Here is a 25,159-nt window from a genome sequence, read left to right as displayed (position 1 = left end):
AGGGGGTTCATTGGAATGGATCGAGCTTTTTATGATGTTCCTATGTACTCTAGGCGTCTCCATCTCTGTCAATTTCCTTAATCGAGATGACAAAAGGCTTCCGTGGAGAAATGTGCTTATATTTGTCGCCATATCCATGACGCCTTTTGTTGTAATATCCATATTATCAGCGTAAAAGCGCAGTGCAGATGAAAATCTGCACTGCGCTTTTACAGTTTATAACTGAATTATAGTAATTCCGAAAAAATATTCTATTTTGTGCCATTATACTTAGCTACGACGCGTTCAAAAATATCGTAAGAGTGCTTCTGTGCATCTGTATCATATATATAGCTTACTGCCATGATTTCGTCAGCACTGTACTGGTTCTGGAATAGTCGCAGTTTTTCAAGTACTGTATCTTCCGATCCCATCAGTGCTACAGGGAACCGGCTTTCAACAATCTGCTGCTCGTGCGGGCGCCACAGCGGTGACATGTCATCTACCGGCGGCTGCAGTTTATTCCTGCCGCCGCGCACGACGTTAAGGACGAACTGAGACATCGTTGTCGAGAGGTATTTAGCTGCATCATCTGTATCTGCACAGATGACATTCAAGCACGCAATCTTATAAGGGCTGTTAAGCTGCTCGGAGGGTTCGAATTCCCGCTCGTATATCTTGAATGCTTCTTCCATGTGATCTGGTGCGAAATGCGCTGCAAATGCATAAGGTAAACCCAGTCGCGCAGCAAGATGTGCAGAATCGGTCGATGAACCGAGTATATATAATGGGATATTCGTACCATGGCCGGGGAAAGCAGTGACTTTGGTCGGTTCATCAGACAAGTATTGTCTGATCTCCTCGACCTCTGAGCCGAACGTATACACCCCGTCGTGGTTGTTCCGACGGATGGCGCCTGCTGTAAGCATATCAGTCCCCGGAGCACGCCCAAGTCCGATATCCAGTCGATCACCGAATAAGGCATGCATCGTACCGAATTCTTCGGCAACGATCAACGGCGAATGGTTCGGAAGCATAACACCGCCACTGCCGACACGCAGATGTTCCGTGTGGTGCAGTATATGATGGATGAGCTGTCGTGTCGCAGAGGAGGCGATTGAAGTAGTATTATGGTGCTCCGCCACCCAGTATCTCGCATAGTCGGATTGATCGACATGCTTTGCAAGATCAATCATATCACTGAATGCTTCACTTGCACCCGTACCTTCACGTACAGGGACAAGGTTCAGTATGGATGGTGTCAGTTTTTTTGGCATTGATAATTCCTCCTGTCTGGCAATAATTATCGGCCATCCGAATTATTTTGTCTAATAAACGGTTTGGAAAGTATAAAAATTTCATGTGGCATGTTAAAATGCTATATTGTATTAAGAAAGCTATTTCGGAGGCAGGGTGATAAAAGTGGCAGTTTATGCAGACTATGCAGCAACAACGCCGGTGGATAAGGAAATTCTGAGAAAGGTGATCGAGGGTGCAGATGAGTTCGGAAACCCCTCGAGTATTCATAAGGCGGGCAAGCGTGCCAAAGCAAACCTTGAGAAGTCGCGACGCGAGGTTGCGTCACTACTTAATGCATCCCCTGCCGAAATCATATTTACGAGCGGTGCAACCGAAGCGAACAATATGGCAATTCGGGGCATTGTCGCACGTCATCACAGGCCGCATATTATAACGACAGAAATCGAACATGCATCAGTACTCAATACATTTAAGGCCCTTTCTGCAGATGTCGATGTGACCTGTCTGCCTGCGCGTGAAAATGGCACCATCGATACCGAAGCGCTTAAAAGCGCGCTTCGGGAAGATACGGCACTTGTTTCAATCATGCTCGTTAACAATGAAACGGGTGTTATGCAACCGATCTACGAAGTAAGAGAAATTCTCGCCGGGCACGATGCACTGCTTCATATTGACGCAGTACAAGCATTCGGCCATATGGCTGTTAATGTCAAGGATCTTGGTGCAGACCTGTTATCTCTGAGTGGTCATAAGATCTATGGTCCAAAAGGGATCGGTCTACTCTATAAGTCGAAAGATGTCAGGCTTGATCCGATGATAACGGGCGGTTCCCAGGAGCGCGATGCAAGAGGAGGAACTGAGAACGGACTGTGGATTGAGGCGATGGCGGAAGCGATGAAGCGTGCCAAGGATACGTCGAATGTAAGAAGTCTTAAGGAAATGCAACTGAAGGAACGTTTTCTAAACGGATTAATTTCAGCGGAAGTGCCTTTTGAAGTGAATGGGGATGTGAATCAGTCCGTGAGCCACATTATAAACATCCACTTTCCTTGGTCGCAGGCGGAATTCCTCCTGACGGCATTAGATATGGCTGACATTTATTTATCTGCAGGCTCGGCGTGCCACGCGGGGACGCTCGAACCTTCACACGTGCTGGAATCAATGTACGGTAAAACAGAAAGAAGTACCAAATCCATCCGGTTCAGCTTTTCTTACCTGATGGAAGATGAAGATATAGAGCATATTGTAGAAGCCCTAAAAGATATTTATGAAAGATTGATGAAGTAATTGGAAAGGGATGATCTGATGGACAATTCAAATATCACTGTCGTCGTTGGCATGAGTGGTGGGGTGGACAGTTCAGTTACAGCTAAACTGCTCAAAGACCAAGGCTACAATACCATTGGCATTTTTATGAAGAATTGGGATGATACCGACGAATTCGGTATCTGTACCGCAACGGAGGACTATGAGGATGTTAGGCTTGTTGCCGAGGAGATTGGTATACCATACTACTCGGTAAACTTCGAGAAGGAGTACTACGACCGTGTATTCCAATATTTCCTCGACGAATACAAAAAAGGCAGGACTCCCAACCCAGATGTCATGTGCAATAAGGAAATTAAATTTAAAGCATTCCTGGATCATGCGATGAAGCTTGGTGCTGATTATGTTGCAACCGGCCACTATGCCCGGGTGACCCATGATGAAACCGGCACGACTATGCTGAGAGGGGTCGACCGCAATAAGGATCAGACATACTTTTTGAACCAGCTGTCTCAAGAACAGCTCTCTCGTGTCATGTTTCCACTTGGCCACATGGATAAAAAGGAAGTCAGGAAGCTCGCACATGAATACGATCTTGCAACGAAGGATAAGAAAGACTCAACCGGGATCTGTTTTATCGGCGAGCGCGATTTCAAGGAGTTCCTGAGCGGGTACTTGCCAGCAAATCCAGGTCGTATGATCAATATGGACACGGGTGAAGACAAGGGGCAGCATGATGGTCTGATGTATTACACAATTGGCCAGCGTCAAGGTCTTGGCATCGGTGGAGACGGTGGGCCGTACTTTGTAGCCGGTAAGAACCTTGAAACGAATGAACTTTATGTTGTATCAGGTTACCATAATGAGGCATTGTATTCCTCAAGCCTGGAAGCATCCGACATTAATTTTATCACTGAAGTACCGGATCGCTTCGAATGTACCGCAAAGTTCAGATATCGTCAGGAAGATGAGCCGGTCACTGTGACGAAGATGGACAACGGCACACTCCACGTCGCGTTCAAAGAAGCGGCTCGTGCAATCACACCCGGTCAGGCGGTTGTGTTTTATGACGGCGAAATCTGTCTCGGCGGTGCAACCATAGATCGCGTCTACAAGGAAGCGAAAGAACTGGAGTATCTTGGATAATGGATATCGGTTATGAACAGCTGATCAAGGAAGGTAGAATCGAAGAAGCACTCGCCGAAATCTTTAAGGAGATAGATACGAACCCAGACCAAGAAGCGCATCATATTAATGCTGGTAACTTGCTGCACCAAATTGGACGAGATGAGGAAGCGGAACGCTTCTTGCAGAAGGCGATTACACTTAACCCAGGTAGTACGAGTGCATATTATACACTCGCTAATATCTACTACGACAAGGAGCGGTTCGAAGAAGCGGTACGCCTCTATCTACTTGCATATAGCCGCAATCCAGGCGATGCTGACCTCAATTTCATGCTTGCCATGTCACATGTACACCTCGGTGAGACTGAACGGGCCCTTCAGTTTTTCGAAACAGCGCACAATGAACGGCCAGAAGATCTTGAGGTCGCATTTCAGTACGGGCTTCTATGCTGCCAGATCGGTCTATACGACCCAGCAGAAACATTGCTCGATAAAGTATTGAAGAGTGGCGGAAATGCCGATGCCGAATATAATATGGGACTCCTAGCAGTTATGAAATATGATGATAGGCAAAGGGCGCTTGAACATTTTCACAACGCAATAGAGATACAGAGTGACCATCATCTTGCTCATCACGCCATCAGTAGGTTCGCAAAGGAAGATCAGCACCAGGGACGGTGATTTCAATTGGCACAATCAACAATATATGATGAAACCTATATCGTAGGAGAGGTGGAGCGCGTCATTTTCTTAAGTGAACAGACGCGCTTTACTGTACTTAAAGTACTGGTTGCGGAGACAAATACACATTTCAGTGACGAGGCGATTGTTACTGGCTATTTCCACACTATTTCAGAAGGCGAAACCTATCGTTTTATCGGCAAGATAACAAGTCACGCAAGGTTCGGCGAGCAGTTCAGTGCAGAAACTTTCAAGAAAGAACAACCTACGACTATACGCGGCGTCATCCAGTATCTCTCCGGGGAAACATTCCCTGGTATTGGGGAGAAGACAGCAAAGAAAATCGTCGAGACGCTCGGTGTAGAGGCACTGCAGAAAATTGCCGATGATCGTACTGCACTTAAGGGAATCGAAGGGTTGTCTTTAAAGAAGCAAGAGATGATTCATAACAGAATCCTAGAGAATAGCCAGACGGAGCGATTGGTCATTAAACTGACCGAGTATGGATTTGGAGCACGTATGAGTGCCAAAATCATGAAGACTTATCAGGATCAGGCGTTGCACGTCATTGAGAAGGATCCTTATAGGCTCGTCATGGATATAGAAGGCGTTGGTTTTCAGACCGCCGACCGCATTGCTTATTCCGCCGGCATCGCAAGGAATGACCAAGCCCGCCTTCAAGCGGGAATTATGTACATTATGGAAGGCATTGTCATGTCTGACGGCCATACCTATATGGATTACAACACGCTCTCTGAAATGACTGGTGATTTACTTAATCAGGATGGTCAGGAATATTTCACGCAAAAAGATATCGGTGCCACAATTGATGCGCTATCAGATAATGACAAGCTGGTACAATATGAAGACCGTGTCTATATCCCTTCGCTGTTCTATTCGGAGTATAAGTCTTCGGAGCAAATATACCGCATGATTAATGATCGTACGGACATCGCTGCTAGCGAAGAGAAAGCCGGGGAAATCGTTGGGGCCGTCGGCGAACGGTTCGACATCCACTATAATGCTAAGCAGAAATCCGCGATGATTGCTGCATTAACAGAGAAAATTTCCATCATTACGGGTGGACCCGGAACAGGCAAAACGACAATTGTTAAGGGTATCATCCGTGCATATCACCAACTTCATGATCTAAAAGACCACGACGAGTATGAAAAAGATGAATACCCCATCCGTCTTGTGGCACCAACAGGTAGGGCATCGAAACGGCTCAGTGAGACCGCCGGTATCCCGGCATCGACCATTCACCGCATGATCGGTTGGGGAATGGATACTGAAAAAGACGAAATGATCGACGCTGAAATCGACGCTGATCTAATCATCATAGATGAAATGTCCATGGTCGACACGTGGCTTTTCTATCAATTGATGAGAAATGTACAGCCTCACACAAGCCTCGTGTTCGTTGGAGACCGTGACCAGCTTCCGTCAGTTGGGCCTGGAACTGTCTTTAAGGATTTAATTGAATCAGAAATCATTCCGGTAACTGAACTAGATACCATATACCGGCAAGGGGAAGGCTCTTCAATCATCCGTCTTGCTCATGAAATCAAGGAACGCCGGAAAATGGATATTACACAGAAGTTCAAAGATCGTTTGTTCATTCCAGCAAAAGTGAACCAAATTCCCGATCTTATTGACAACGTTGTCAATAAAGCAGTTGCCAAAGGTTATGATATGCGTGATATCCAAGTGCTTGCGCCCATATATAAAGGTAACGCAGGGATTCTGAAACTGAATCAGATACTTCAGTCCATTCTTAATCCAGAGGACGAAGATAAGAATGAAATTGCTTTTGGCGACGTTATCTTCAGAGAAGGAGATAAGGTCATCCAGCTCGTCAACCGGGCCGAAGACAATATCTTCAACGGAGATTCTGGAATCATCGATTCCATTCTTTTCAAAGATCAAGATCAGGCTGAGAAGGATTCCATACTCGTCGACTATGATGGTATCCATATTGCTTATGAAAGAAAAGAACTGACCGAACTGGCGCACGCCTACTGTACAAGTATCCATAAAGCACAGGGGAGTGAGTATCCAATTGTCATTATGCCGGTAGTGAGAAGTTATCGGCACATGCTGATGAAGAATATCGTTTATACAGGTATCACCCGTGCCAAAGAATCACTAATCCTTTGTGGCGATTCAGACGCCTTTTACGACTCGCTCGAAAAGGAAGGGATCGAACGCCGGACTTCGCTCTACGAAATGATTCGTATACTATTTGGCAGAACCTCTGAGTCATCAACTGAAACGGATGTTTCACCAGAGATGCTGCGCGAGGAGACCATGTTTAATATACCGGCCATGATTAATATGGATGGTGTCACTCCCTACGATTTTAATTGACATATGAAGTGAATATTTCTATAATCAAAGCAAGTTTGATCAAGAGGGAAACTTAAACGAGTGCTATGCGTATCCAGAGACATTGTGGTTGGTGAAAACAATGACGCATCCATTCGTGTGCTACTTTCTACTTTATGCAAATATTCTATGAGTGATGACGATGTCATAACTTGGGTGGTACCGCGGTAAAGACCGTCCCATTATTTTGGGAAGGTCTTTTTATTTTTTCAAAAAATGAGGAGTGACAGTAATGAAACGACTGACAGGTAACGAAATCAGGGAACTATTCATCAAATACTTCAATGAAAATGGACATATGGTCGAACCAAGTGCACCACTTGTGCCGATTGACGACGATTCTCTGTTGTGGATCAACTCGGGTGTGGCGACATTAAAAAAGTATTTTGACGGCAGAGTCACACCGGACAATCCAAAGATTGTAAACGCGCAGAAGGCAATTCGTACGAACGATATCGAGAATGTCGGTTTTACAGCCCGCCACCATACATTCTTTGAAATGCTTGGTAATTTCTCCATCGGAGATTATTTTAAAAAGGATGCAATCAAGTATGCTTGGGACTTTTTGACCAACGATGATTGGATCGGTTTTGACGCAGACCTGCTCTATGTCACGGTGCATCCAGAAGATGAAGATGCATACGAACTTTGGAGAAATGAAATTGGGTTAGCACCAGAACGTATCATCCGTATCGAAGGAAACTTTTGGGATATTGGTGAGGGGCCATCTGGTCCGAACAGTGAAATCTTCTATGACAGAGGACCCGAGTTCGAATTTGATACACCCGCTGAGGAGATGTATCCAGGAGGAGAGAATGAAAGATATCTTGAAATCTGGAACCTTGTGTTCAGTGAATTCAACCACAACAAGGACGGTTCATATACGCCACTGCCGAATCAGAATATAGATACCGGTATGGGGCTAGAGCGTATGGCGAGCATTACTCAGGAAGTGCCGACCAACTTTGATACGGATTTGTTCACCCCGATTCTTGCTCGCATTGAAGAGATCAGTGGCTACACTTACGGAGAAGATGAAGGTAGGGATGTGGCATTCAAAGTTATCAGTGACCACATTCGTACGGTCAGCTTTGCCGTAGCAGATGGTGCACTCCCATCAAACGAAGGACGTGGCTATGTTTTGAGAAGACTGATCCGTCGTGCAGTGCGATTCAGTAAGGAACTAAATATTGCCCGTGCATTCATGTATGAATTGGTAGATCCGGTAGCGAACGTTATGCATGTTTTCTATCCAAATGTCGACGAACGCAGTACATTTATCAAGGAAGTCATCAGAAAAGAGGAAGAGCGGTTCCTCTCGACACTAGATGAAGGTATCCAAATCTACGATCAGGTTAAGCAAAAGGCGGCAAGTGCAAACGGTGTCATTAGTGGTTCGGATGCTTTCAGACTGTACGATACTTACGGTTTCCCATACGAACTCACAAAAGAATACGCTGAAAACGATAACCTTACAGTCGATGAGGCTGGATTTAAACAAGAAATGCAACAACAGCGTGAGCGTGCCAGAAATGCACGCAAATCGGGGGACTCTATGCAAGTCCAATCGGAGACACTTTCCGAGATTTCTGATGTGAGTGTATTTACTGGGTATCAATCCCTATATGAAGAAGCAAAGCTGCTCCATATCATCCAAGACGACAGTTCAGTCGGGCAAGCAGAAGCGGATGCACGAGTCGAACTGATATTCGATCGTACACCTTTCTATGCAACAAGTGGGGGGCAAGTTGCCGACAAAGGGCGTATCGTAAGCAATGAAGCATCGCTTAGTGTGGAATCGGTCTATAAGGCACCGAACGGTCAGAATGTACACGTGGCCACAGTCGAATCAGGTACGTTAGTTGCGGGTGAGACTTACAGCCTCGAAGTACTCGAAGAAAGCCGTAACTTTATTACCAAAAACCATACAGCAACACACCTGCTCCATCAGGCGCTTAAGGATGTACTCGGAGAGCATGTAAATCAGGCAGGGTCTCTTGTGGAGAAAGAACGACTACGTTTCGACTTCTCCCATCTAGAAGGTCTAACAACCGAAGAAATTGACAGAGTTGAGTCAATTGTTAACGAAAAAGTATATAGAAATATGCGTGTTGACATAGCTGAAATGCCGATCAGCGAAGCCAAGGCGAAAGGCGCAATGGCCCTTTTTGGCGAAAAGTATGGTGATATTGTTCGAGTAGTCGACATCAATCAGTATTCCGTCGAACTTTGTGGTGGAATCCACGTGCGTAGTACGGGTGAAATTGGATTGTTCAAAATAGTATCTGAAACTGGCATCGGTGCTGGTGTACGAAGAATTGAAGCTGTAACTAGCCGCTACGCTGTTGATCTCTATAAGAAGAAGGAAACGGTGCTTCAGTCTATTGCAGAGCGGCTTAAAGTAAAAGAAAGCCAGGTAGACAGACGTGTCGATGCATTAGTTGCAGAGAAGAAAGAACTTGAACAGCAAATCAAAAAACTCAAGGAATCCGATCAGGCAGGCAGTCTTGCGGAATTGACCAACGATGTGAAAGATATCGGAGGCATCAAAGTACTATCCAAAGAAGTGCCGGCAAACGATGCCAAAGAATTGCGCGAAATGATGGATAACCTAAAATCCCGTGCACAAGATACGATTATCGCTCTCGGTGCAGTTAATGACGGAAAAGTGTCGCTCGTCGTCACAGTGCCAAAGACGCTGACAGATCGTTTTAAAGCTGGGGAAATCATGAAGGGCATGGCTTCAACAGTAGAAGGTAAAGGTGGCGGCAGGCCGGATATGGCGCAGGGCGGCGGCACGAGCCCTGAGAATATAACAAATGCATTACAGTTTGTTGAAGACTATATTAAAAGTTCTCTGTAAACTGTAATGAATGTTATAATATACGGAAAGGCAAGCAACGATGGGAGTGCTGGATTTGAATCAATTTGATGAGACCATGAAGTTTAGTGTCGACGACACTAAGGCATACAACGTAAAGGAAATTATGACGACTGTCTACAACACACTCGAAGAACGCGGATACAATCCAATCAACCAGATTGTAGGGTATCTGCAAAGCGGAGACCCGGCCTACATTCCGAGACATAATGAGGCCAGGAACAAGATTCGTCACATCGACCGTGACGAAATCATGGAAGTGCTTGTCAGAACGTACATCGAGAAGGAGATTCATGAATAGGATACTCGGGCTCGACGTCGGAACTAAGACCGTGGGTATCGCATTAAGCGACGCACTCGGGTGGACAGCACAGGGGCTGACCACACTCAAGATTAATTATGCTGAGGAATCTTACGGTATTGAAGAAATTGCTCGGATTGTCAAGGAGAATAACGTCAGCAAAATTGTGGTTGGTCTACCTAAGAACATGAACAATACAGTTGGTGAGAGTGGCGATAGATCCATCCATTATAGTAAATTGCTTGAAAAGAAACTGCCAGATGTTAGAATAATACTATGGGATGAGCGTCTTAGCACTATTGGCGCAGAACGATCGCTCCTCGAAGCCGATCTTTCCCGGAAAAAAAGAAAAGCTGTAATCGATAAAATGGCCGCAGTATTCATATTGCAAGGCTATCTCGATAATCCAGTTAAAGGAGACTGAATTATGAGCCAAGAAATGGATTTTAACAACGAAGAAGAGCTTCTAACGCTGTACGATGAAGAGGGCAATGAAGTTCTTTACCGCAAGATGCTTGAATTCCACCACCCAGGATTCGAAAAAGACTATGTGATTCTTGCTGAAGAAGGTAATTTTTCAAACGATGATGAAGAAATAGAGCTCATCCCAATGATCAACATGCCAGATGAAGATGGCGAAGGCGGCAAGTTCATGCCAGTTGAAACTGATGAGGAATGGGACATGATTGAAGAAGTGGTCAACACTCAGATGGATGAACCTGAAGAGTAGAGTCGTCAATGAATAGGGAATGGCTTCCAATTTAAATTGGAAGCTATTTTTGAGATAGGAGTAATGTATGAGTAAATACGATGATATTAGATTTTCAAAAACTGTTTCATCCTACCTTTCAATATTCATTATTGCGGCGATGGCTGTACTTTTCATATTAGGTGCTTTCTTCGTGTACATGTACATTAAGTCGGGATCAGAACCACTCGACCCGAATTCTACTGAAGTGAAGGAAGTGACAATCGAGCAGGGGGCTTCTTCAGGCATGATCGGTGACCAACTCGAAAATGAAGAGATAATCAGAAATGGCAGGATGTTCGAATTGTATCTTAAGTTGAACAGTATATCGGATTACCAGGCAGGTGCGTATGATCTTTCGCCATCTATGGATTTCGAACAAATATCTAAGACGCTTGAAACCGGAAGAGTTTTTCAGGAGGTTCTCGGTCGCCTGACAGTCCCTGAAGGATTTACCATTGATCAGATTGCTACTCAAATGGCCAATCAGGAGCAGTTAAGCGGTGAGGAAGATCGTTTCCTAGAGCTGATGGAAGACGAGTCGTTTATCAATACATTAATTGAAGACTATCCGGATATGCTATCTGATGAAATACTTGACGAGGATGTTAAATATGCGCTCGAAGGATATCTTTATCCGGCGACATATGATATTACTGAAGAAGAGCCAAATATCGAGAACTTAATCAGACGAATGCTCGATGCAACAAGAAACAACACCTATAATGTATTCCAATCTAGCGACGGTTACACCATCACATTTGAAGGGGAAACTGAAGATCTCTCGTTCCATGAATTTCTGACGCTTTCTTCACTGATTGAGAAGGAGGCAACGTCACTAGCGGACCGTTCGAAGATTGCAAGTGTCTTCTTAAACAGAATGTCTGAAAGTCCAAGTATGCCGCTTCAGACCGATCCGACCATTGCTTATGCAATCGGAGAGCATCAGGAACGCATTCTTTTTGAAGATCTTGAAGTAGAGGATCCATACAACACTTATATAAATACGGGTCTACCACCTGGACCGATTGCGTCCCCGGGAGAACAATCCGTGCAAAGTACTATGAATCCATCGAACACCGACTTTTACTATTTCCTAGCGGATAGTGAAGGGAATAATCACTTCGCTAGAACGTTCGAAGAACATGTTGAAAATAGGGAACAGTATATAAATAACCAGTAATGTATAAAAGCGCCTTTTCTTTCAAAATAATTTGTGCTACTATAAATTGTGATAAATAAGGCAACTGATAACGCTTGTTATCAGTTGTACTTTTTTGTATATGGTGGGTACTATGGATATTTATGAATACATTAGAAATATGAATGCGCATCCAGAGGCATTTCCGGAGATGCTGGCGCATGCCAATGCGCACAATGTGCCGATCATGGATGAAGATGCATTGAACGTATTGAAGCACTACATGAAGGTAGCTCGGGTCAGGAAGGTACTTGAAATTGGGACTGCAATTGGTTATAGTGCCATGCATATGCTATCTGTAGATGATGACGTGTCTGTAGTTACAGTTGAAAAGGATGAAGATACGCATCGCATAGCAAATGCATTCTTTCAGGAACATGAAGTTTCTCACCGTGTGTCAAGTATACTTGGCGATGCCAAGGAGATTCCCTTGGAAGCACTCGGTGAAGAATCTTTCGATCTGTTGTTCATAGATGCTTCCAAAGGAAACAATCAACGTTTCTACGAACGGTACTTACCTCTCGTAAAAACGGGAGGTCTGATTATAGTGGACAATATCTTAATCCGTGGGCTTGTCGTCGAAGATAATGTCTCTTCACGGGGCGCTCGCAGAATGAAAGAGAAGGTCGATGCATTCAACAGGGCCATTGCTAGCTCTGCAACACCTTCTGCCTTTCTGCCGGTTGGAGATGGTCTGCTTGTGGTTATCAAAGATGAAAAGGAAGAGCATAAATGAAAAGACCAACAGTCATAGGTATAGCTGGAGGATCCGGGTCCGGCAAGACTTCGGTTACACGTAAGATCATGGAAGCGCTCGATGGTCACAGTGTTGTTCTGATCGAGCAAGACTACTATTATAAAGATCAGAGCGATAAGACGTTCGAGGAGAGGTTGCGTACCAATTACGATCATCCTTTTGCCTTCGATAATGATTTGCTAATTGCCCATATACGGCAGCTAATTAGCCGTCAGGCAGTGGAAATTCCTACATACAACTATGAAATCCACACAAGAAGTGAAGAAACAATAGAAGTGGAACCGAAAGATGTCATCATTTTGGAAGGTATCTTCGCTTTGGAGAATGAAAAGCTCCGAAACTTAATGGATGTCAAACTTTATGTGGACACCGATTCAGATATCCGCATCCTTAGGCGTTTACAACGGGATATTGAGAAGCGTGGACGCACAATGGATTCGGTTATCAATCAGTATTTGAGCGTCGTTCGGCCCATGCATCTTCAGTTCATTGAACCGACTAAACGGTTTAGTGATGTCATCATCCCTGAGGGTGGGGAGAACAATGTAGCGATAGACCTCATTACAACTAAGATTCGCACACTGCTCGACGCATAAGCAACTTGGAGTATACTTTACTAAACCACAAAGGAGTACGATGGATATGCAAAAAGAATTCCCAATGACACAGAGTGGATATGAACAACTGCAGGAAGAATTAGAGCACCTTAGAACTGTCAAACGTCCTGAAGTTGTAGAAAAAATAAAAGTAGCAAGAAGCTTCGGCGATCTCTCAGAAAACTCTGAGTACGATGCTGCGAAAGACGAACAAGGCTTTGTGGAACAAGAAATTACAAAGATTGAGGACATGATTCGTCATGCTAAAATCATCGAAGACAGCAATGACAATAACAGTGTGCAGATTGGTAAAACTGTAACATTTAAAGAACTGCCTGATGGTGACCAGGAAACATATCAAATTGTCGGTAGTGCAGAAGCAGATCCATTTGAAGGAAAAATCTCAAACGAATCCCCAATCGCTAAATCACTTCTCGGTGCAAGACTCAATGATTCAGTTAACGTTCCGCTCCCGAATGGCAATGACATGAAAGTAGAAATCGTTTCCATTGACTAAGGGTGTCATCGGTATCATCGGTGCTATGAAATCTGAAATAGATATCCTCTTGGAGTGGATGGATGTCGAATCAACAGACTCACTTGCACATGCAAAGGTGTACCAAGGTAAACTCGAGGGCCAGGATGTAGTACTGGTCGAAAGCGGCATCGGTAAAGTTAATGCAAGTATGATTACAGCACTTTTGCTGGAACGTTATTATGTCCGTATCATCATTAATACTGGAGTGGCCGGCGGACTGTCGGATGCACTCCAAGTGACGGATATGGTTGTCAGCACCTCTGTACTCCATCACGATGTGGATGCAGTGGAGTTCGGATACGAACTTGGACAGGTGCCGGGCATGCCAAAATTTTATATCGCTGATAAAGGGCTTGTGAAACTATCGTTGGAAGCAATATCCGATAATCCAGATGTTAGTGGACATGGCGGCCTCATCGTCAGTGGCGATTCGTTCGTCAGCAGCAAGGAACAAAAAGACGTAATCATTCGCAATTTCAGAAACGCTTATGCTGTAGATATGGAATCTGCGGCCATCGCCCAGACTTGTTATCAGTACTCCACTCCATTTGTCATCATTCGTTCGATTTCCGATAAGGCGGATGACACAGCGGATATGACTTACGAAGAATTTCTATCCAAAGCTTGTGTTCATTCATCGGAAGTTGTAAAATCATTATTGAAGGATTTGTAATCTGGAGGGGAAAAGCATGCTTGTTCTTATGATCTTTTCAATCGTCATTACAGTCGTTATCGGTTTTCTCATCTATAATGATACTGATGTTGAGGATAATGAAATCAATGAATAACCCAAAAAGCGCCTTAATCTTTAAGGGGCTTTTCTTTTTGTGGTAAAATATAAAAAAACTCATTAGGAGTGCGTATATTGAAAGTGCTAGAAAAATACTTTCTACCGAGTGACTATTTCAGAGAATTCCATAGCATTACACCACAGTATCTCAAGGATCGTGGCATAAAAGCTGTCATTACGGATCTCGATAATACACTTGTAGGCTATGATGAACCGGACGCAAATGAAAGTGTACTCAAGTGGTTCAAAATGATGAATGAAAATGGTATCAAGGTGACAATCGTGTCTAATGGCAGCAGGAACAGAGTCGGCAATTTCTGCGATCCCCATGACATCGAATATATCTTCAGAGCAAGAAAGCCGCTCGGTAGTGCCTACAAAAAGGCTGTAGCAATGATGGACGAAAACAAAGATGAGACAGTGATGATCGGTGACCAACTCATGACAGATGTTTTCGGCGCCAACCGTGTCGGTTTGAAGAGCGTTCTCGTTTTGCCAGTCAAAAGTAAGGATGGGTGGGCGACAATTGTTAATAGAAAAATCGAGCGGATTCTTATGAATTACTTTGACCGGAAAGGTCTAATCCAGTGGGGGGACTAATATTTGGAAGCAATAAAATGTATCGGTTGTGGTGCGGAACTGCAATCTGAAGATAAAAATAAACCGGGCTTTATACCGGCAAGTGGTATGGACAAAGAAAATCCGATATGTAAACGATGCTATCGGCTGAAACACTACAACGAAGTCATGGACATAGACATCGATTCTGGTGAGTTCCTGACCATGCTTAATGCACTGTACGAAACGGATGGACTAATCGTTAAAGTTATCGATGTGTTCGATTTCCATGGTAGTCTGATTCCTGCATTCAATAGAATCGTCGGAGACAAAAATGTCGTTGCAGTCATCAACAAGATTGATCTCCTGCCGAAGTCCGTTAATCGCAGTCGCATCGTCCACAGAGCGAAGCAGATGCTTAGTGAGGCTGGCATCAAAGCCATTGACACTGTTGTCGTGAGTGCTATGAAAAATGAAGGTATGGAAACGCTTGTTAACAAGCTTTCGCATTACTCGAACGGCAAAGATATCTATGTTGTAGGTACGACAAACGTAGGTAAATCGACGCTAATCAATCGATTGATAGAGAATACATCAGGGGATAAGGAAGTTATTACGACCAGTAGATTTCCAGGTACTACGCTTGACCTCATTGATATCCCGCTGGATGATAATGCGTTTATCTATGATACACCTGGTGTTGTTATGGAATCACAGATGGCGCACTATGTGGAGTCAGAGAACTTAAAATTCATCTCGCCGACTAAGGAAATAAAATCTAAAACGTTCCAGCTTGAAGCACCGCAAACACTGTTCATCTCAAACCTTGCCAGAATGGATTTTGTGGAGGGTGGCAGAAACAGTTTTGTCGTCTACGCCAACCATGCACTTAATATCCATCGGACCAAGACGGAAAAAGCGGATGATTTCTACGATAAACATTTCAATACACTTCTAGCACCACCTGAAATATCCAAGCCGTACTTGAGTGAAGATTATGAAGTGTTTTCTTACAATATTGAAGAAGACAGCGATATTTCGATTAGTGGACTCGCATTCATCCGTGCTGGAGCTGGGGCACAAGTAGTGGTCAGAGTACCAAAGGGGATCGATGTCACGCTGCGTCCGACAATCTTTAAGGGAGGGCAATGATGGGTAGATATGCAGTGATAGGGTATCCGATTTCGCATACACTTTCTCCGCTTATACACAGTGCCAACTTCGAAGCTAAAGGTACGGCGGACCATTATTCAGCGATTGAGATCCTTCCTGATCAGCTCTCGGATATAAGAGAAATTATCAGATCGAATGGGCTTGATGGTTTTAATGTGACGATTCCGCATAAAGAAAAAATTATCGCACATCTAGACCACGTAGATACTGATGCAGAAAAGATTGGGGCCGTGAACACAGTGTTGGTTGATGGAGACGTACTAACCGGCTACAATACAGACGTCACAGGTTATCTTGATGCATTTAACCATGCGTTTGGCAAAGCGGAGAGACATATATTGATTATCGGTGCCGGTGGTGCCGCCAAAGCAGTTCACAGGGCCCATGTAAACAATGGTGATAATGTGACAATCGCTGCCCGGCGCATGGAGAGTTTTCAAGTTTTTAAAACAAGCGATTTCAAAGCATTACTTGTTTCAGATCTTTCCGATACTGAATCTTACGATGCCATTATCAATACCACACCGGTCGGTATGAAGTACGAGGATCTGTTTGAGGAAATGAACATTCCAAGATCAATAATCTCCGAAGATACACTTGGAGTGGATTTGATTTATCAACCCAAGAAGACAAAGTTTCTCGAATATTTTTCAGAAAGCAATTATATAAACGGTATACCAATGCTCATCCATCAAGCCATGGATGCCTATACGCTATGGACAGGGGAGCAGGGGGATGTCGGCGCAGTGAATGCTAAATACAACGCACATATCGGAGGTAAATCATGAATAAATTAACTTCACGTCAGGTGAAGCAGCTAAAATCTAAAGCACATCATCTCAACCCGATTTTCCAGGTTGGAAAGAATGGCGTCAACGACAATTTCATTGAACAGATCGATGACGTACTGGAGAAGAGGGAACTGATCAAGATATCCATTCTTCAAAATTGTCTCGAAGACAAAGATTCGGTTGCCCAACAAATCAGCGAAGGGACGAACGGCCATATTGTTACAGTTATCGGTAATACGATAATTCTTTATAGAGAATCTAAAGAAAATAAAAAGATTGACCTGTCATGAAGATAGGTCTTTTTGGCGGGACTTTCGATCCTGTTCATCCAGGTCACGTACACGCCCTCGTGGAAGCATATATTGCACTGGGCTTGGATAAAATAATCTGTATACCCGCCAAACAGTCGCCATTAAAGGTGGATATGCCGTCGAGTGACCACCATCGTCTAAAGATGCTCGAGTATGCTGTTGGGAATTATGATTTTATCGAGATAGATACATGGGAAATGTCGCAAAAGGGTGTTAGCTACACTTATGATACGGCTGTTCACCTAAAGACAAAGTATCCAAATGATACGCTTTATTTCCTGATTGGAACCGATCAGTATAGAAGTTTCGAGAAATGGTATCGCCATGATGAACTCTTGAAGATGCTAAGCTTTGTAGTGATGGACCGGTATTCTGACTCGGTTGTACAAGATGAGCGTTTCATTACAATCAGCCAGCCCGTACTTGAAATTTCGTCTACTGTAATCAGACAGCGTATCAGGAATGGGACGGAAGTCAGACATCAGCTCGATCCTGAAGTATACCAGTATATAAAGGAGAATCACCTGTATGAAGCATAAATCAGCCATCAAACTGGCAGAGGATAAATTGCCTGAAAAGCGCTACAGACATTCGAAACGTGTCGCAGAAACTGCAATGGACATGGCAGAAATTTACGGTGGTGACAAGAACAAGTGCTTTTTGGCCGGAATGCTCCATGATTTTTCAAAGTATGATGAACTTAGTGAGATGTATCAATATGTAACGCGCTATAAACTTGATCCTGAGCTTTTAGAGTATAAAAGTGAGGTCCTTCACGGTCCTGTGGCAGCAGTCAAAATGCGTGAGGAGCACGGGGTAGCTGATGAAGAAATATTTAATGCAATCATGCACCATACTACCGGCAGAAGCCAGATGTCCCTCAATGAGAAAATCATCTATGTTGCCGACTATATAGAACCTGAACGCACACAACCAGGTGTTGATAGAATAAGAGATATTGTCTTTGAGATACAGAACCTGGATAAAGCAGTATACGAAATTACTAAAGCGAACATACTTCACCTGGTCTCAAAGGACCGTGCTGTATATCGTAGAACACTAGAGTGCTTGAACTACTACAATATGGTTAAGGAGTGACTGTATGAATACAGAACAACTAGTCGATCTTCTGGTCGAAGCATGTGATAATAAACGTGCTGAAGAAATTATGAAATTTGATGTTAAAGAAACAAGTAGTGTCACAGACTGCTATCTAATCTGCCACGGCAACTCTGATAGACAAGTGCAGGCGATAGCTGACGAAGTCATGGACTTCTGCAAGGAGCGCGAGATGGAGTACTTGGTCGAAGGTTATAGAGAGGCCAAATGGGTACTTATAGATGTTAACAACGTTGTCGTCCACGTCTTCCACAAGCCAGAGCGTGAATACTACAACCTTGAACGTCTGTTCAAGTACGGTGAGCGCGTTGAAGTCTAGCCCGACCTACCAGCTTTTCAGTCATTACTACGATGAGCTGACATACGATATCCCCTACACTCTTTGGCTTGATATCATCAATCACTATGGAGTCGACAAAAAATCAGTCCTTGATATCGGCTGCGGGACGGGCCGGCTGACGCATCAGCTCCAGTTCGATAGCGTCACCGCCATGGATCATTCGAACTTGATGCTCGATGTCGCACGCAAGAATGTCTCACCGAATATTGACTATATCCAAGGGGATATGCGTGACTTCAAACTGGACCATTCATTTGATATGGTTACTGCTACCGTGGATGTTCTCAATTACTGTAGCACCCCTGAAGAAGTGCTTCAAGTACTAAAGGGAGTATATAATCATCTGAATCCCGGCGGTATATTCATTTTTGACATTCATAGTGTGTTCAAGATGAATAACGACTTCGATGACATCACCTACAGTGATGAGACAGAACACATCACTTATATCTGGCATGCGTTGCAAGGGGAAGCCCCACTGTCTGTAATCCATGATATGACATTCTTTGTTGAAGATAATGCTGATTCAGGTCTCTATCGAAAAATTGAAGAGACCCATCACCAACGTACCTATACACACATGGAAATGCTTCAAATGATTAGTCAGTCTGGCTTTATCATTGATGCTGCATTCAGTGACTTTAACAGAGACAACCCTGTTACTGAAGTATGTGAGAGGGTATTTTATGTCCTTAAAAAGTAGAAGTGATCTGACTCAATCAGTCAGGTCATTTTTATTTCTCGAGTTTTATTATTTATTTATCAAAGAAAAAATCAAAATCGTCATTTTACTCCATATATAAAGAAAGAGAGTTTTTTAGGAGGAATTGTCGTGACAGATTTGACGGCCATCTGGCAAAAATACCGTTTCATAATCGTTAGTGCAGGGGCATTGGCATCTCTGGTATTGTTATTCTTTTTGTTCTCACCAAAAGGAGCGGTTGAAGTAATGGCTCATGAGCCGGAAGAGATGTATGGACTTCCTTCTGTAGATGAGGAAGAATCTGTCGAGAATGCCCGAGAGACAAGTATTTTTGTCGAGGTGAAGGGTGCAGTCAAGTATCCCGGTGTCTTTGAACTTCCCGCTGATGCGCGTGTCAAAAATGTAATCGAGATGGCTCAGCTTCAACCAGAAGCGGATCTACTTACAGTCAATCAGTCGATGAAAGTTGTTGATGAGATGGTGATATACATCCCGCGAACGGGTGAGGTAGTTGATACGCTAGATACGCCAGGTTCAGTAAGAGAAAGCGATTCGGATGAAACGAAGATAAATATCAATACTGCGACGATGGAAGAACTGATGACACTAAACGGTATTGGTGAGAAAAAAGCTCAACTTTTTATCAACTATAGAGAAGAAAATGGGTTATTCATGAAAACCGAAGACATCAAGAATATCTCTGGTATCGGAGACAAAACATATGAAAGTTTGGAGCCTTATATTACAATAGATGAATGATGAAGAGGAGGGTGAACATGAGAATTGATTGGCATCAGTACTTTTTAGCACAAAGTCATCTGCTGAGTCTGCGTTCCACGTGCGAGCGCCTCAAAGTAGGCGCAACCATAGTTAAAGATAATCGAGTGATCGCTGGTGGGTATAATGGTTCCGTTTCAGGAGAAGCTCATTGTATCGATGTCGGGTGTCTAATTGAAGGAAAGCACTGTATTCGGACGATTCACGCAGAAATTAACGCGCTACTTCAGTGCTCGAAATTCGGTGTTTCAACAGAAGGGGCAAGCATATACGTCACACATTTCCCTTGCGTACACTGTACAAAATCGCTGATACAAGCAGGTATACACTACATATACTACGCTGAGGACTATAAAAACCATCCTTATGCAATTGAGCTTCTAGATAAGACCGGAGTTTACTACGAGCGTATTGCGTTCAACAGAGGTCAAGTCGTCGACGCACTAAAGCAACAGCCATGATTCTCTTTCTTATCTTACTTGCAATTTTGAATGGATACATCTTTGAAAGTGTTCCAATCATAGGGCTATTTTTTATCGCTGTTACCAGCCTGATATGCTACAGAAAACTGGGGAACCTCTTTTTGGTTCTTAACTGTCTAGTGACAGCCATCGTATCGATGGCTGTTTTTATGTGGTCTGAAAAAATACCTGTTGAGAGCGTTCCTGCTTTGACCATAACTGGATACAAATATTATCAGGACAGTATTGCACACATCGCCAGCTTCGACGGTAGACAGTATGACCTCTATCTTGAAGCCCCGGTAAAGCTTCCGGTAGGTGCCAGGTGTACTGGACTATTTGAAGTGCACGTACCAAAGGAGAACCGGAACTTCATCAAGATGGATGAACGTGTGACGCTGCAAATCAATGGTATAGATGGACGCATATATGAACCGAGTATTAATCCTGCTGAGTGCGATCAGACTCGTAAAACGGCTGAAATGTACCTGAACGAGATTAGAGATAGTTATATGGAACGTGTGCTCAGAATAACAGAGCAAGATTATAGATTCGATATATTGACATTATCGATAGGAAACAAGTCTTATATAACCTCTGATTTCTTTGATGCACTACAGAAGCTTGGTATTTATCACCTTTATGTCATTTCAGGCACTCACATTGCGTTTATCAGCGGTATTCTGTTTTATACGCTTAACCGACTGAGACTCGATATTACAGCCATTAAACTCGTTATGATGGCAACTTTAATTATGTTTCTTTTCCTCAACTTTTTCAGCCCGAGTGTCTTCAGAGCGGTGTTTATGACCGTCGTCTTAATTGCGACTTCTTTTACAAGGCACAAGCCATATCTGTCAGTCATCTCTTTATCCGCAATCATTCAAATCATGTTCAATCCTTGGATCGTTTATCATGCGGGTTTTCAGTTGTCATATACGACTACGTTTTTGATTATCCTGAGTCGAAACTACTGGAGCCACTATGGTTTTTTTATTCAGTTGCTTGGTATTACACTGATTGCAGAAATATCGACGCTGGTCGTTCTCTTACATCAGTTTAACGAATTGAGCATCAGCGGTATCGTGATGAATCTCATATTCGTTCCCTTATTCACGTTCCTCATATTTCCAATGGTTATCCTTTTCAATGTACTTACCTTCACGCATCTTCCTGCAATAGTGGATGTGTTCTATGCACAGGTCTTCAGCATGCTGCGGCATTTCATCGTTGTAATGGCAAACGGCATGAATCACCGAATAGCAGTTGGCAATCTTAATTCTTTCTGGTTTATTGTACTCCTCGTATTAACGTACTGGATGATTCGTTCGCTCTGTCTAAAGCAATTGAGGCGTTTCGTTATTCTGACAGGCTGTTTCGGTATCTCCATTCTTTTAATTGATGCTTACTCTTATAACGATTACACCGTAACAATGGTGGATGTTGGACAGGGGGATGCTTTCGTCATCGAAGATCATATAAATAAGAAAGTCATTCTGTTAGATACGGGCGGTCAATTCTATTTTAAGGAGACTGGAAGAAAATTGTCTGATAGAACGGTACTGCCTTATTTAAAGGAACTTGGTATAAATCGCATCGACATGCTCATCATCTCTCATTTTGATTTGGATCATATGGGTGAGAGCCATCATATTATGACAAAAATACCAATCGACCATATCTATCTCAATGTGAACGATCCTGGATTTGCTCAATGGCACGATAGCATTAAATCACAATTTCACGGTAAAATTGTAAATGCACTTGAAGCTCAAGAAATTAAAGTGGGCAATATTATGATTGAAAGGCTATTTCCAGATAATTCGTTGCAAGAAGAAGATGCAAATAGGAATTCACTGGTACTAAAAATGCAAGTCGGCAATTTCAGTTTTCTATTCACTGGAGATACGGATAAGAAAATGGAAGAGAAGATAATTAAAGAAAGAGGTAAAATTCGAGCGGATGTATTGAAACTTGCCCATCATGGTTCGGACACATCGACAGGTGAGCATTTCCTCAGTAATACGGCATTTACATATGGACTTATTTCAGCTGGTGTGGACAATCGGTTTGGCCATCCCCATCCTGAAGTGTTGGAAAGAGTCGAAGATCTTAGGTTGCTGGACACCACAGAGCACGGCATGGTACGCTTTACCATCAAGAATAATAAAATGTGCGTAGAATCTAAACTCAATGCTCCTTTAAATCACTGTATAAAAAAAAGAGCTGAATAATCAGCTCTCTAGACGCCAGCAACAATCTGGAAGACCTGGGCAACGACATAAATAACTGTCAGGCCCGAGAATGCAACGGCGAAAGCAATTGCGCAATCAGAAATATCATTGTTCTTGGATTGTACGTGCTTTTCGAACTTATTCATGAGATAACCTCCTAAACATATCCCCTACAGTATAGGATATTTTCACAAAAAAAGCTATAATGGATTTACAATCAATACAGGAGCGACGCTATAGATGGAAAAACTACAACTTATATATGGCAGCAATACTATGAGAATCACAGAAAAAGCGAAATCTCTCGCACAGAACTTTGTTGATGAGCCAGATGCGTTCAGTATCGTTACACTGAACTATAAAGAGACATCAGTTGAAGGAATTATTGAGGAGGCGCAAACACTGCCATTTCTGTCTGACAGGAAAGCAGTGATTGTAGATGATGCTTTCTCATTTACCGGTGCTAAGGTACGTTCTGAGGTTGAACATAACATCGATTTGCTTGTTGAATACTTTAATAATAAGAACGACGACACACTGCTCATATTCAAGGTTTTCAACGAACAGCTCGACAACCGTAAAAAAATCACGAAACTGATTAAGAGTAACGGAGCAATTACAGAGATCAGTGAAATGACTGAGCAGGAAATCCGTAGCTATATTAAAGACGAACTCAAGGAAGCGGGAGTACAGATGGACGACTCTACGCTTGATCTGTTCATTCAGCTTGTAGGCATCAAGTATGAGCACGTATCGAATGAGCTGCAGAAGGTATTGCTCTATGTCGAAGATTCCGTTTCTGAAATCGATGTTCATGAGATTGTCAGCATTAGTCTTGAGCAGAATATATTCAAATTGACAGATCTGATCTTATCAAATAAAAAGTCGGAAGCAGTCAAGTTGCTACGTGATCTCATTCTTCAGAATGAGGAGCCTATGCAACTTCTGCATCTGATCATTAGCCAACTAAGATTGCTCTATCAGGTCAAACTGATGCAACAAGAGGGTTATCAGGGCGACTATATCGCAAAAGCGCTCAAAGTCCATCCTTACAGGGTAAAACTTGCACTTCGTGAAGTTCGAAAGTATCAGCAAGCTGACCTCGAACGCAAGATGGTTAAGTGTCGCGATATCGATTACAAGTTCAAGTCCAGTTATCTTGATCGGGAAACACTGTTTGAGCTTTTTGTGTTGGAAATATAACGGTGCTGTATAGTAGAACCATCGTACGAACTGCCTCTACTTTTAATGGCGACCATGGTATTGTAACTTTCATTACTCATGTAGGATTCCTTGATTTGTAAATGACAACCTAAAGGAAATATAGTGTAAGGGCGGGTACCAAATGAAAAAAATCATTGCAATGATATTTACCATGGTGGCTGGTTTGGTACTTATGGCCTGTAACCAATCAGAAAAGCAAATGCGTCTCGGCATTTATGAAAACCACGAGGGGCAAGCAGGTATTTTGTACGTTGAGGATGTATCAGATGCAGGTGAGTATGACGGTCTGAAGAAAGTTTTAATGAACGAAGAAATACAACTCGAGAATGCTCCTGAACCAGACAAAGCGTTGTATGCTCTTCATTTTGATAAGCCACAGGAGAATATACAGGAGTTGGCATTTATATTTTATCTGGTAGACGGCAATGTTTTGTATCAATATGAGGGTGACGTATTCGGGTACGATGCTGACGAGCCAACTTATAAACTGTCTAAGGAAGATAGTAATAGACTTATAAATAATTTTCGCGAAGAGTTATTGTCAAATTAAAGTACCCCTAAAGTCAAATTTTGACGTTTGACTTCAGGGGTGCGGATTGAGGCTCAAGAAGCACTCTTCGACATACTTATATAAAAATCTGTATAAATAAAAAAACCTTCCGGAAGAAGGTTTTATTTTGTCATAAGTTGAGATTTCACACGTGCCGCTTTGTTAGTGTGGATCAAGTTCTTTTTAGAAGCTTTGTCTACGTGTTTAACAGCATTGGAAATAAGTGACTCAACGTTTTCTGCATTATTTGTTTTAGCAGTCATCGCACGCTTAACAGCAGTACGCATTTCGTTTTTCTGAGCAATATTTTGGCTATGAGCTTTTTCCGTAGTTTTCACTCTTTTAATAGCTGATTTAATGTTAGGCATCAATTTCACCTCCATCTTATAGTTGTACAACTTTAAT

30 protein-coding genes are annotated in these 25,159 nt (G+C 43.1%); 27 read left to right on the top strand and 3 right to left on the bottom strand.

Features of this window, described 5'->3' with window-relative positions:
- Positions 1-10 precede the first annotated feature (10 nt).
- Entirely contained in the window at positions 11-175 is a 165-nt protein-coding gene (locus ACFOJ8_RS06875) for a hypothetical protein (protein ID WP_380654408.1), read from the top strand.
- A 76-nt stretch (positions 176-251) separates the two neighbouring features.
- Here ACFOJ8_RS06875 and ACFOJ8_RS06870 read toward each other — a convergent pair whose 3' ends face one another.
- The gene (locus ACFOJ8_RS06870; protein ID WP_380654405.1) at positions 252-1,256 is read right to left on the bottom strand and encodes an LLM class flavin-dependent oxidoreductase; all 1,005 of its coding nucleotides are present in this window, start codon (positions 1,254-1,256) and stop codon (positions 252-254) included.
- 145 nt (positions 1,257-1,401) lie between these two features.
- Here ACFOJ8_RS06870 and ACFOJ8_RS06865 point away from each other — a divergent pair, with 145 nt between their 5' ends.
- The 24 genes from ACFOJ8_RS06865 (at position 1,402) to ACFOJ8_RS06750 (ending at position 22,980) form a co-directional block, all read left to right on the top strand.
- Positions 1,402-2,526 (top strand): cysteine desulfurase family protein, encoded by a 1,125-nt coding sequence (locus ACFOJ8_RS06865; RefSeq protein ID WP_380654402.1) that lies wholly within the window; start codon positions 1,402-1,404, stop codon positions 2,524-2,526.
- Between the two features lie 18 nt (positions 2,527-2,544).
- Positions 2,545-3,651, top strand: coding sequence for a tRNA 2-thiouridine(34) synthase MnmA (gene mnmA / locus ACFOJ8_RS06860; protein ID WP_380654399.1), 1,107 nt, complete (start codon positions 2,545-2,547; stop codon positions 3,649-3,651).
- Complete coding sequence (locus ACFOJ8_RS06855; protein WP_380654396.1) at positions 3,651-4,313, top strand: tetratricopeptide repeat protein; 663 nt, start codon at positions 3,651-3,653, stop codon at positions 4,311-4,313. Before mnmA ends, ACFOJ8_RS06855 begins: the two co-directional genes overlap by 1 nt.
- Positions 4,314-4,319: 6 nt before the next feature.
- Positions 4,320-6,683 carry an SF1B family DNA helicase RecD2 gene (gene recD2, locus ACFOJ8_RS06850; RefSeq protein ID WP_380654394.1) on the top strand — a complete coding sequence of 788 codons (2,364 nt, stop codon included), beginning with the start codon at positions 4,320-4,322 and terminating at the stop codon, positions 6,681-6,683.
- Between the two features lie 250 nt (positions 6,684-6,933).
- A complete protein-coding gene (alaS, locus tag ACFOJ8_RS06845) occupies positions 6,934-9,564 on the top strand; it encodes an alanine--tRNA ligase (protein WP_380654391.1) in 2,631 nt (876 codons plus the stop codon).
- A gap of 55 nt (positions 9,565-9,619) precedes the next feature.
- Positions 9,620-9,883, top strand: coding sequence for an IreB family regulatory phosphoprotein (locus ACFOJ8_RS06840; RefSeq protein ID WP_380654389.1), 264 nt, complete (start codon positions 9,620-9,622; stop codon positions 9,881-9,883).
- On the top strand, positions 9,876-10,307 hold the full coding sequence (ruvX, locus tag ACFOJ8_RS06835; protein ID WP_380654387.1) for a Holliday junction resolvase RuvX: 432 nt from the start codon (positions 9,876-9,878) through the stop codon (positions 10,305-10,307). Before ACFOJ8_RS06840 ends, ruvX begins: the two co-directional genes overlap by 8 nt.
- Positions 10,308-10,310: 3 nt before the next feature.
- Positions 10,311-10,613 carry a DUF1292 domain-containing protein gene (locus tag ACFOJ8_RS06830; protein WP_380654385.1) on the top strand — a complete coding sequence of 101 codons (303 nt, stop codon included), beginning with the start codon at positions 10,311-10,313 and terminating at the stop codon, positions 10,611-10,613.
- 67 nt (positions 10,614-10,680) lie between these two features.
- Positions 10,681-11,814 carry an endolytic transglycosylase MltG gene (mltG, locus tag ACFOJ8_RS06825; RefSeq protein WP_380654383.1) on the top strand — a complete coding sequence of 378 codons (1,134 nt, stop codon included), beginning with the start codon at positions 10,681-10,683 and terminating at the stop codon, positions 11,812-11,814.
- A 112-nt stretch (positions 11,815-11,926) separates the two neighbouring features.
- Positions 11,927-12,568, top strand: a complete 642-nt coding sequence (locus ACFOJ8_RS06820) for an O-methyltransferase (RefSeq protein WP_380654380.1) — start codon at positions 11,927-11,929, stop codon at positions 12,566-12,568.
- Positions 12,565-13,185, top strand: a complete 621-nt coding sequence (udk, locus tag ACFOJ8_RS06815; RefSeq protein WP_380654377.1) for a uridine kinase — start codon at positions 12,565-12,567, stop codon at positions 13,183-13,185. The genes ACFOJ8_RS06820 and udk overlap by 4 nt, the downstream gene beginning before the upstream one ends.
- A 40-nt stretch (positions 13,186-13,225) precedes the next feature.
- Positions 13,226-13,702, top strand: a complete 477-nt coding sequence (gene greA / locus ACFOJ8_RS06810) for a transcription elongation factor GreA (protein ID WP_380654374.1) — start codon at positions 13,226-13,228, stop codon at positions 13,700-13,702.
- Positions 13,695-14,396, top strand: coding sequence for a 5'-methylthioadenosine/adenosylhomocysteine nucleosidase (locus ACFOJ8_RS06805; RefSeq protein ID WP_380654371.1), 702 nt, complete (start codon positions 13,695-13,697; stop codon positions 14,394-14,396). Before greA ends, ACFOJ8_RS06805 begins: the two co-directional genes overlap by 8 nt.
- Before the next feature lie 192 nt (positions 14,397-14,588).
- Positions 14,589-15,113, top strand: coding sequence for a YqeG family HAD IIIA-type phosphatase (locus tag ACFOJ8_RS06800; protein WP_380654368.1), 525 nt, complete (start codon positions 14,589-14,591; stop codon positions 15,111-15,113).
- Between the two features lie 3 nt (positions 15,114-15,116).
- Complete coding sequence (yqeH, locus tag ACFOJ8_RS06795) at positions 15,117-16,223, top strand: ribosome biogenesis GTPase YqeH (protein WP_380654365.1); 1,107 nt, start codon at positions 15,117-15,119, stop codon at positions 16,221-16,223.
- Complete coding sequence (gene aroE / locus ACFOJ8_RS06790) at positions 16,223-17,032, top strand: shikimate dehydrogenase (protein WP_380654362.1); 810 nt, start codon at positions 16,223-16,225, stop codon at positions 17,030-17,032. The genes yqeH and aroE overlap by 1 nt, the downstream gene beginning before the upstream one ends.
- Positions 17,029-17,325, top strand: a complete 297-nt coding sequence (gene yhbY, locus ACFOJ8_RS06785; protein WP_380654359.1) for a ribosome assembly RNA-binding protein YhbY — start codon at positions 17,029-17,031, stop codon at positions 17,323-17,325. Before aroE ends, yhbY begins: the two co-directional genes overlap by 4 nt.
- Entirely contained in the window at positions 17,322-17,885 is a 564-nt protein-coding gene (nadD, locus tag ACFOJ8_RS06780) for a nicotinate (nicotinamide) nucleotide adenylyltransferase (RefSeq protein ID WP_380654356.1), read from the top strand. Before yhbY ends, nadD begins: the two co-directional genes overlap by 4 nt.
- Positions 17,875-18,444, top strand: coding sequence for a bis(5'-nucleosyl)-tetraphosphatase (symmetrical) YqeK (gene yqeK / locus ACFOJ8_RS06775; protein ID WP_380654353.1), 570 nt, complete (start codon positions 17,875-17,877; stop codon positions 18,442-18,444). Before nadD ends, yqeK begins: the two co-directional genes overlap by 11 nt.
- A gap of 4 nt (positions 18,445-18,448) precedes the next feature.
- A complete protein-coding gene (gene rsfS, locus ACFOJ8_RS06770) occupies positions 18,449-18,784 on the top strand; it encodes a ribosome silencing factor (protein ID WP_380654350.1) in 336 nt (111 codons plus the stop codon).
- Positions 18,765-19,508 (top strand): class I SAM-dependent DNA methyltransferase, encoded by a 744-nt coding sequence (locus ACFOJ8_RS06765; RefSeq protein ID WP_380659907.1) that lies wholly within the window; start codon positions 18,765-18,767, stop codon positions 19,506-19,508. Before rsfS ends, ACFOJ8_RS06765 begins: the two co-directional genes overlap by 20 nt.
- 129 nt (positions 19,509-19,637) lie before the next feature.
- Positions 19,638-20,267, top strand: coding sequence for a helix-hairpin-helix domain-containing protein (locus tag ACFOJ8_RS06760; RefSeq protein WP_380654345.1), 630 nt, complete (start codon positions 19,638-19,640; stop codon positions 20,265-20,267).
- A gap of 17 nt (positions 20,268-20,284) precedes the next feature.
- On the top strand, positions 20,285-20,746 hold the full coding sequence (locus tag ACFOJ8_RS06755; protein ID WP_380654343.1) for a ComE operon protein 2: 462 nt from the start codon (positions 20,285-20,287) through the stop codon (positions 20,744-20,746).
- 122 nt (positions 20,747-20,868) lie between these two features.
- Positions 20,869-22,980 (top strand): DNA internalization-related competence protein ComEC/Rec2, encoded by a 2,112-nt coding sequence (locus tag ACFOJ8_RS06750; RefSeq protein WP_380659906.1) that lies wholly within the window; start codon positions 20,869-20,871, stop codon positions 22,978-22,980.
- An 8-nt stretch (positions 22,981-22,988) separates the two neighbouring features.
- Here the strand turns inward: ACFOJ8_RS06750 and ACFOJ8_RS06745 are convergent, their stop codons facing one another.
- Entirely contained in the window at positions 22,989-23,126 is a 138-nt protein-coding gene (locus tag ACFOJ8_RS06745) for a YqzM family protein (RefSeq protein WP_380654339.1), read from the bottom strand.
- A gap of 94 nt (positions 23,127-23,220) precedes the next feature.
- On the opposite strand from ACFOJ8_RS06745, the gene holA reads away from it, so the two are divergent.
- The gene (gene holA / locus ACFOJ8_RS06740; RefSeq protein ID WP_380654337.1) at positions 23,221-24,183 is read left to right on the top strand and encodes a DNA polymerase III subunit delta; all 963 of its coding nucleotides are present in this window, start codon (positions 23,221-23,223) and stop codon (positions 24,181-24,183) included.
- A 142-nt stretch (positions 24,184-24,325) separates the two neighbouring features.
- Complete coding sequence (locus tag ACFOJ8_RS06735) at positions 24,326-24,754, top strand: hypothetical protein (protein ID WP_380654335.1); 429 nt, start codon at positions 24,326-24,328, stop codon at positions 24,752-24,754.
- Between the two features lie 122 nt (positions 24,755-24,876).
- On the opposite strand, the gene rpsT is transcribed toward ACFOJ8_RS06735, so the two are convergent.
- Entirely contained in the window at positions 24,877-25,122 is a 246-nt protein-coding gene (gene rpsT / locus ACFOJ8_RS06730; RefSeq protein WP_160651934.1) for a 30S ribosomal protein S20, read from the bottom strand.
- Between the last annotated feature and the right edge of the window lie 37 nt (positions 25,123-25,159).

This window comes from Salinicoccus sesuvii, assembly GCF_042648145.1.
Lineage (GTDB): Bacteria > Bacillota > Bacilli > Staphylococcales > Salinicoccaceae > Salinicoccus > Salinicoccus sesuvii.
This window is presented reverse-complemented; position numbering and strand designations above follow the sequence as displayed.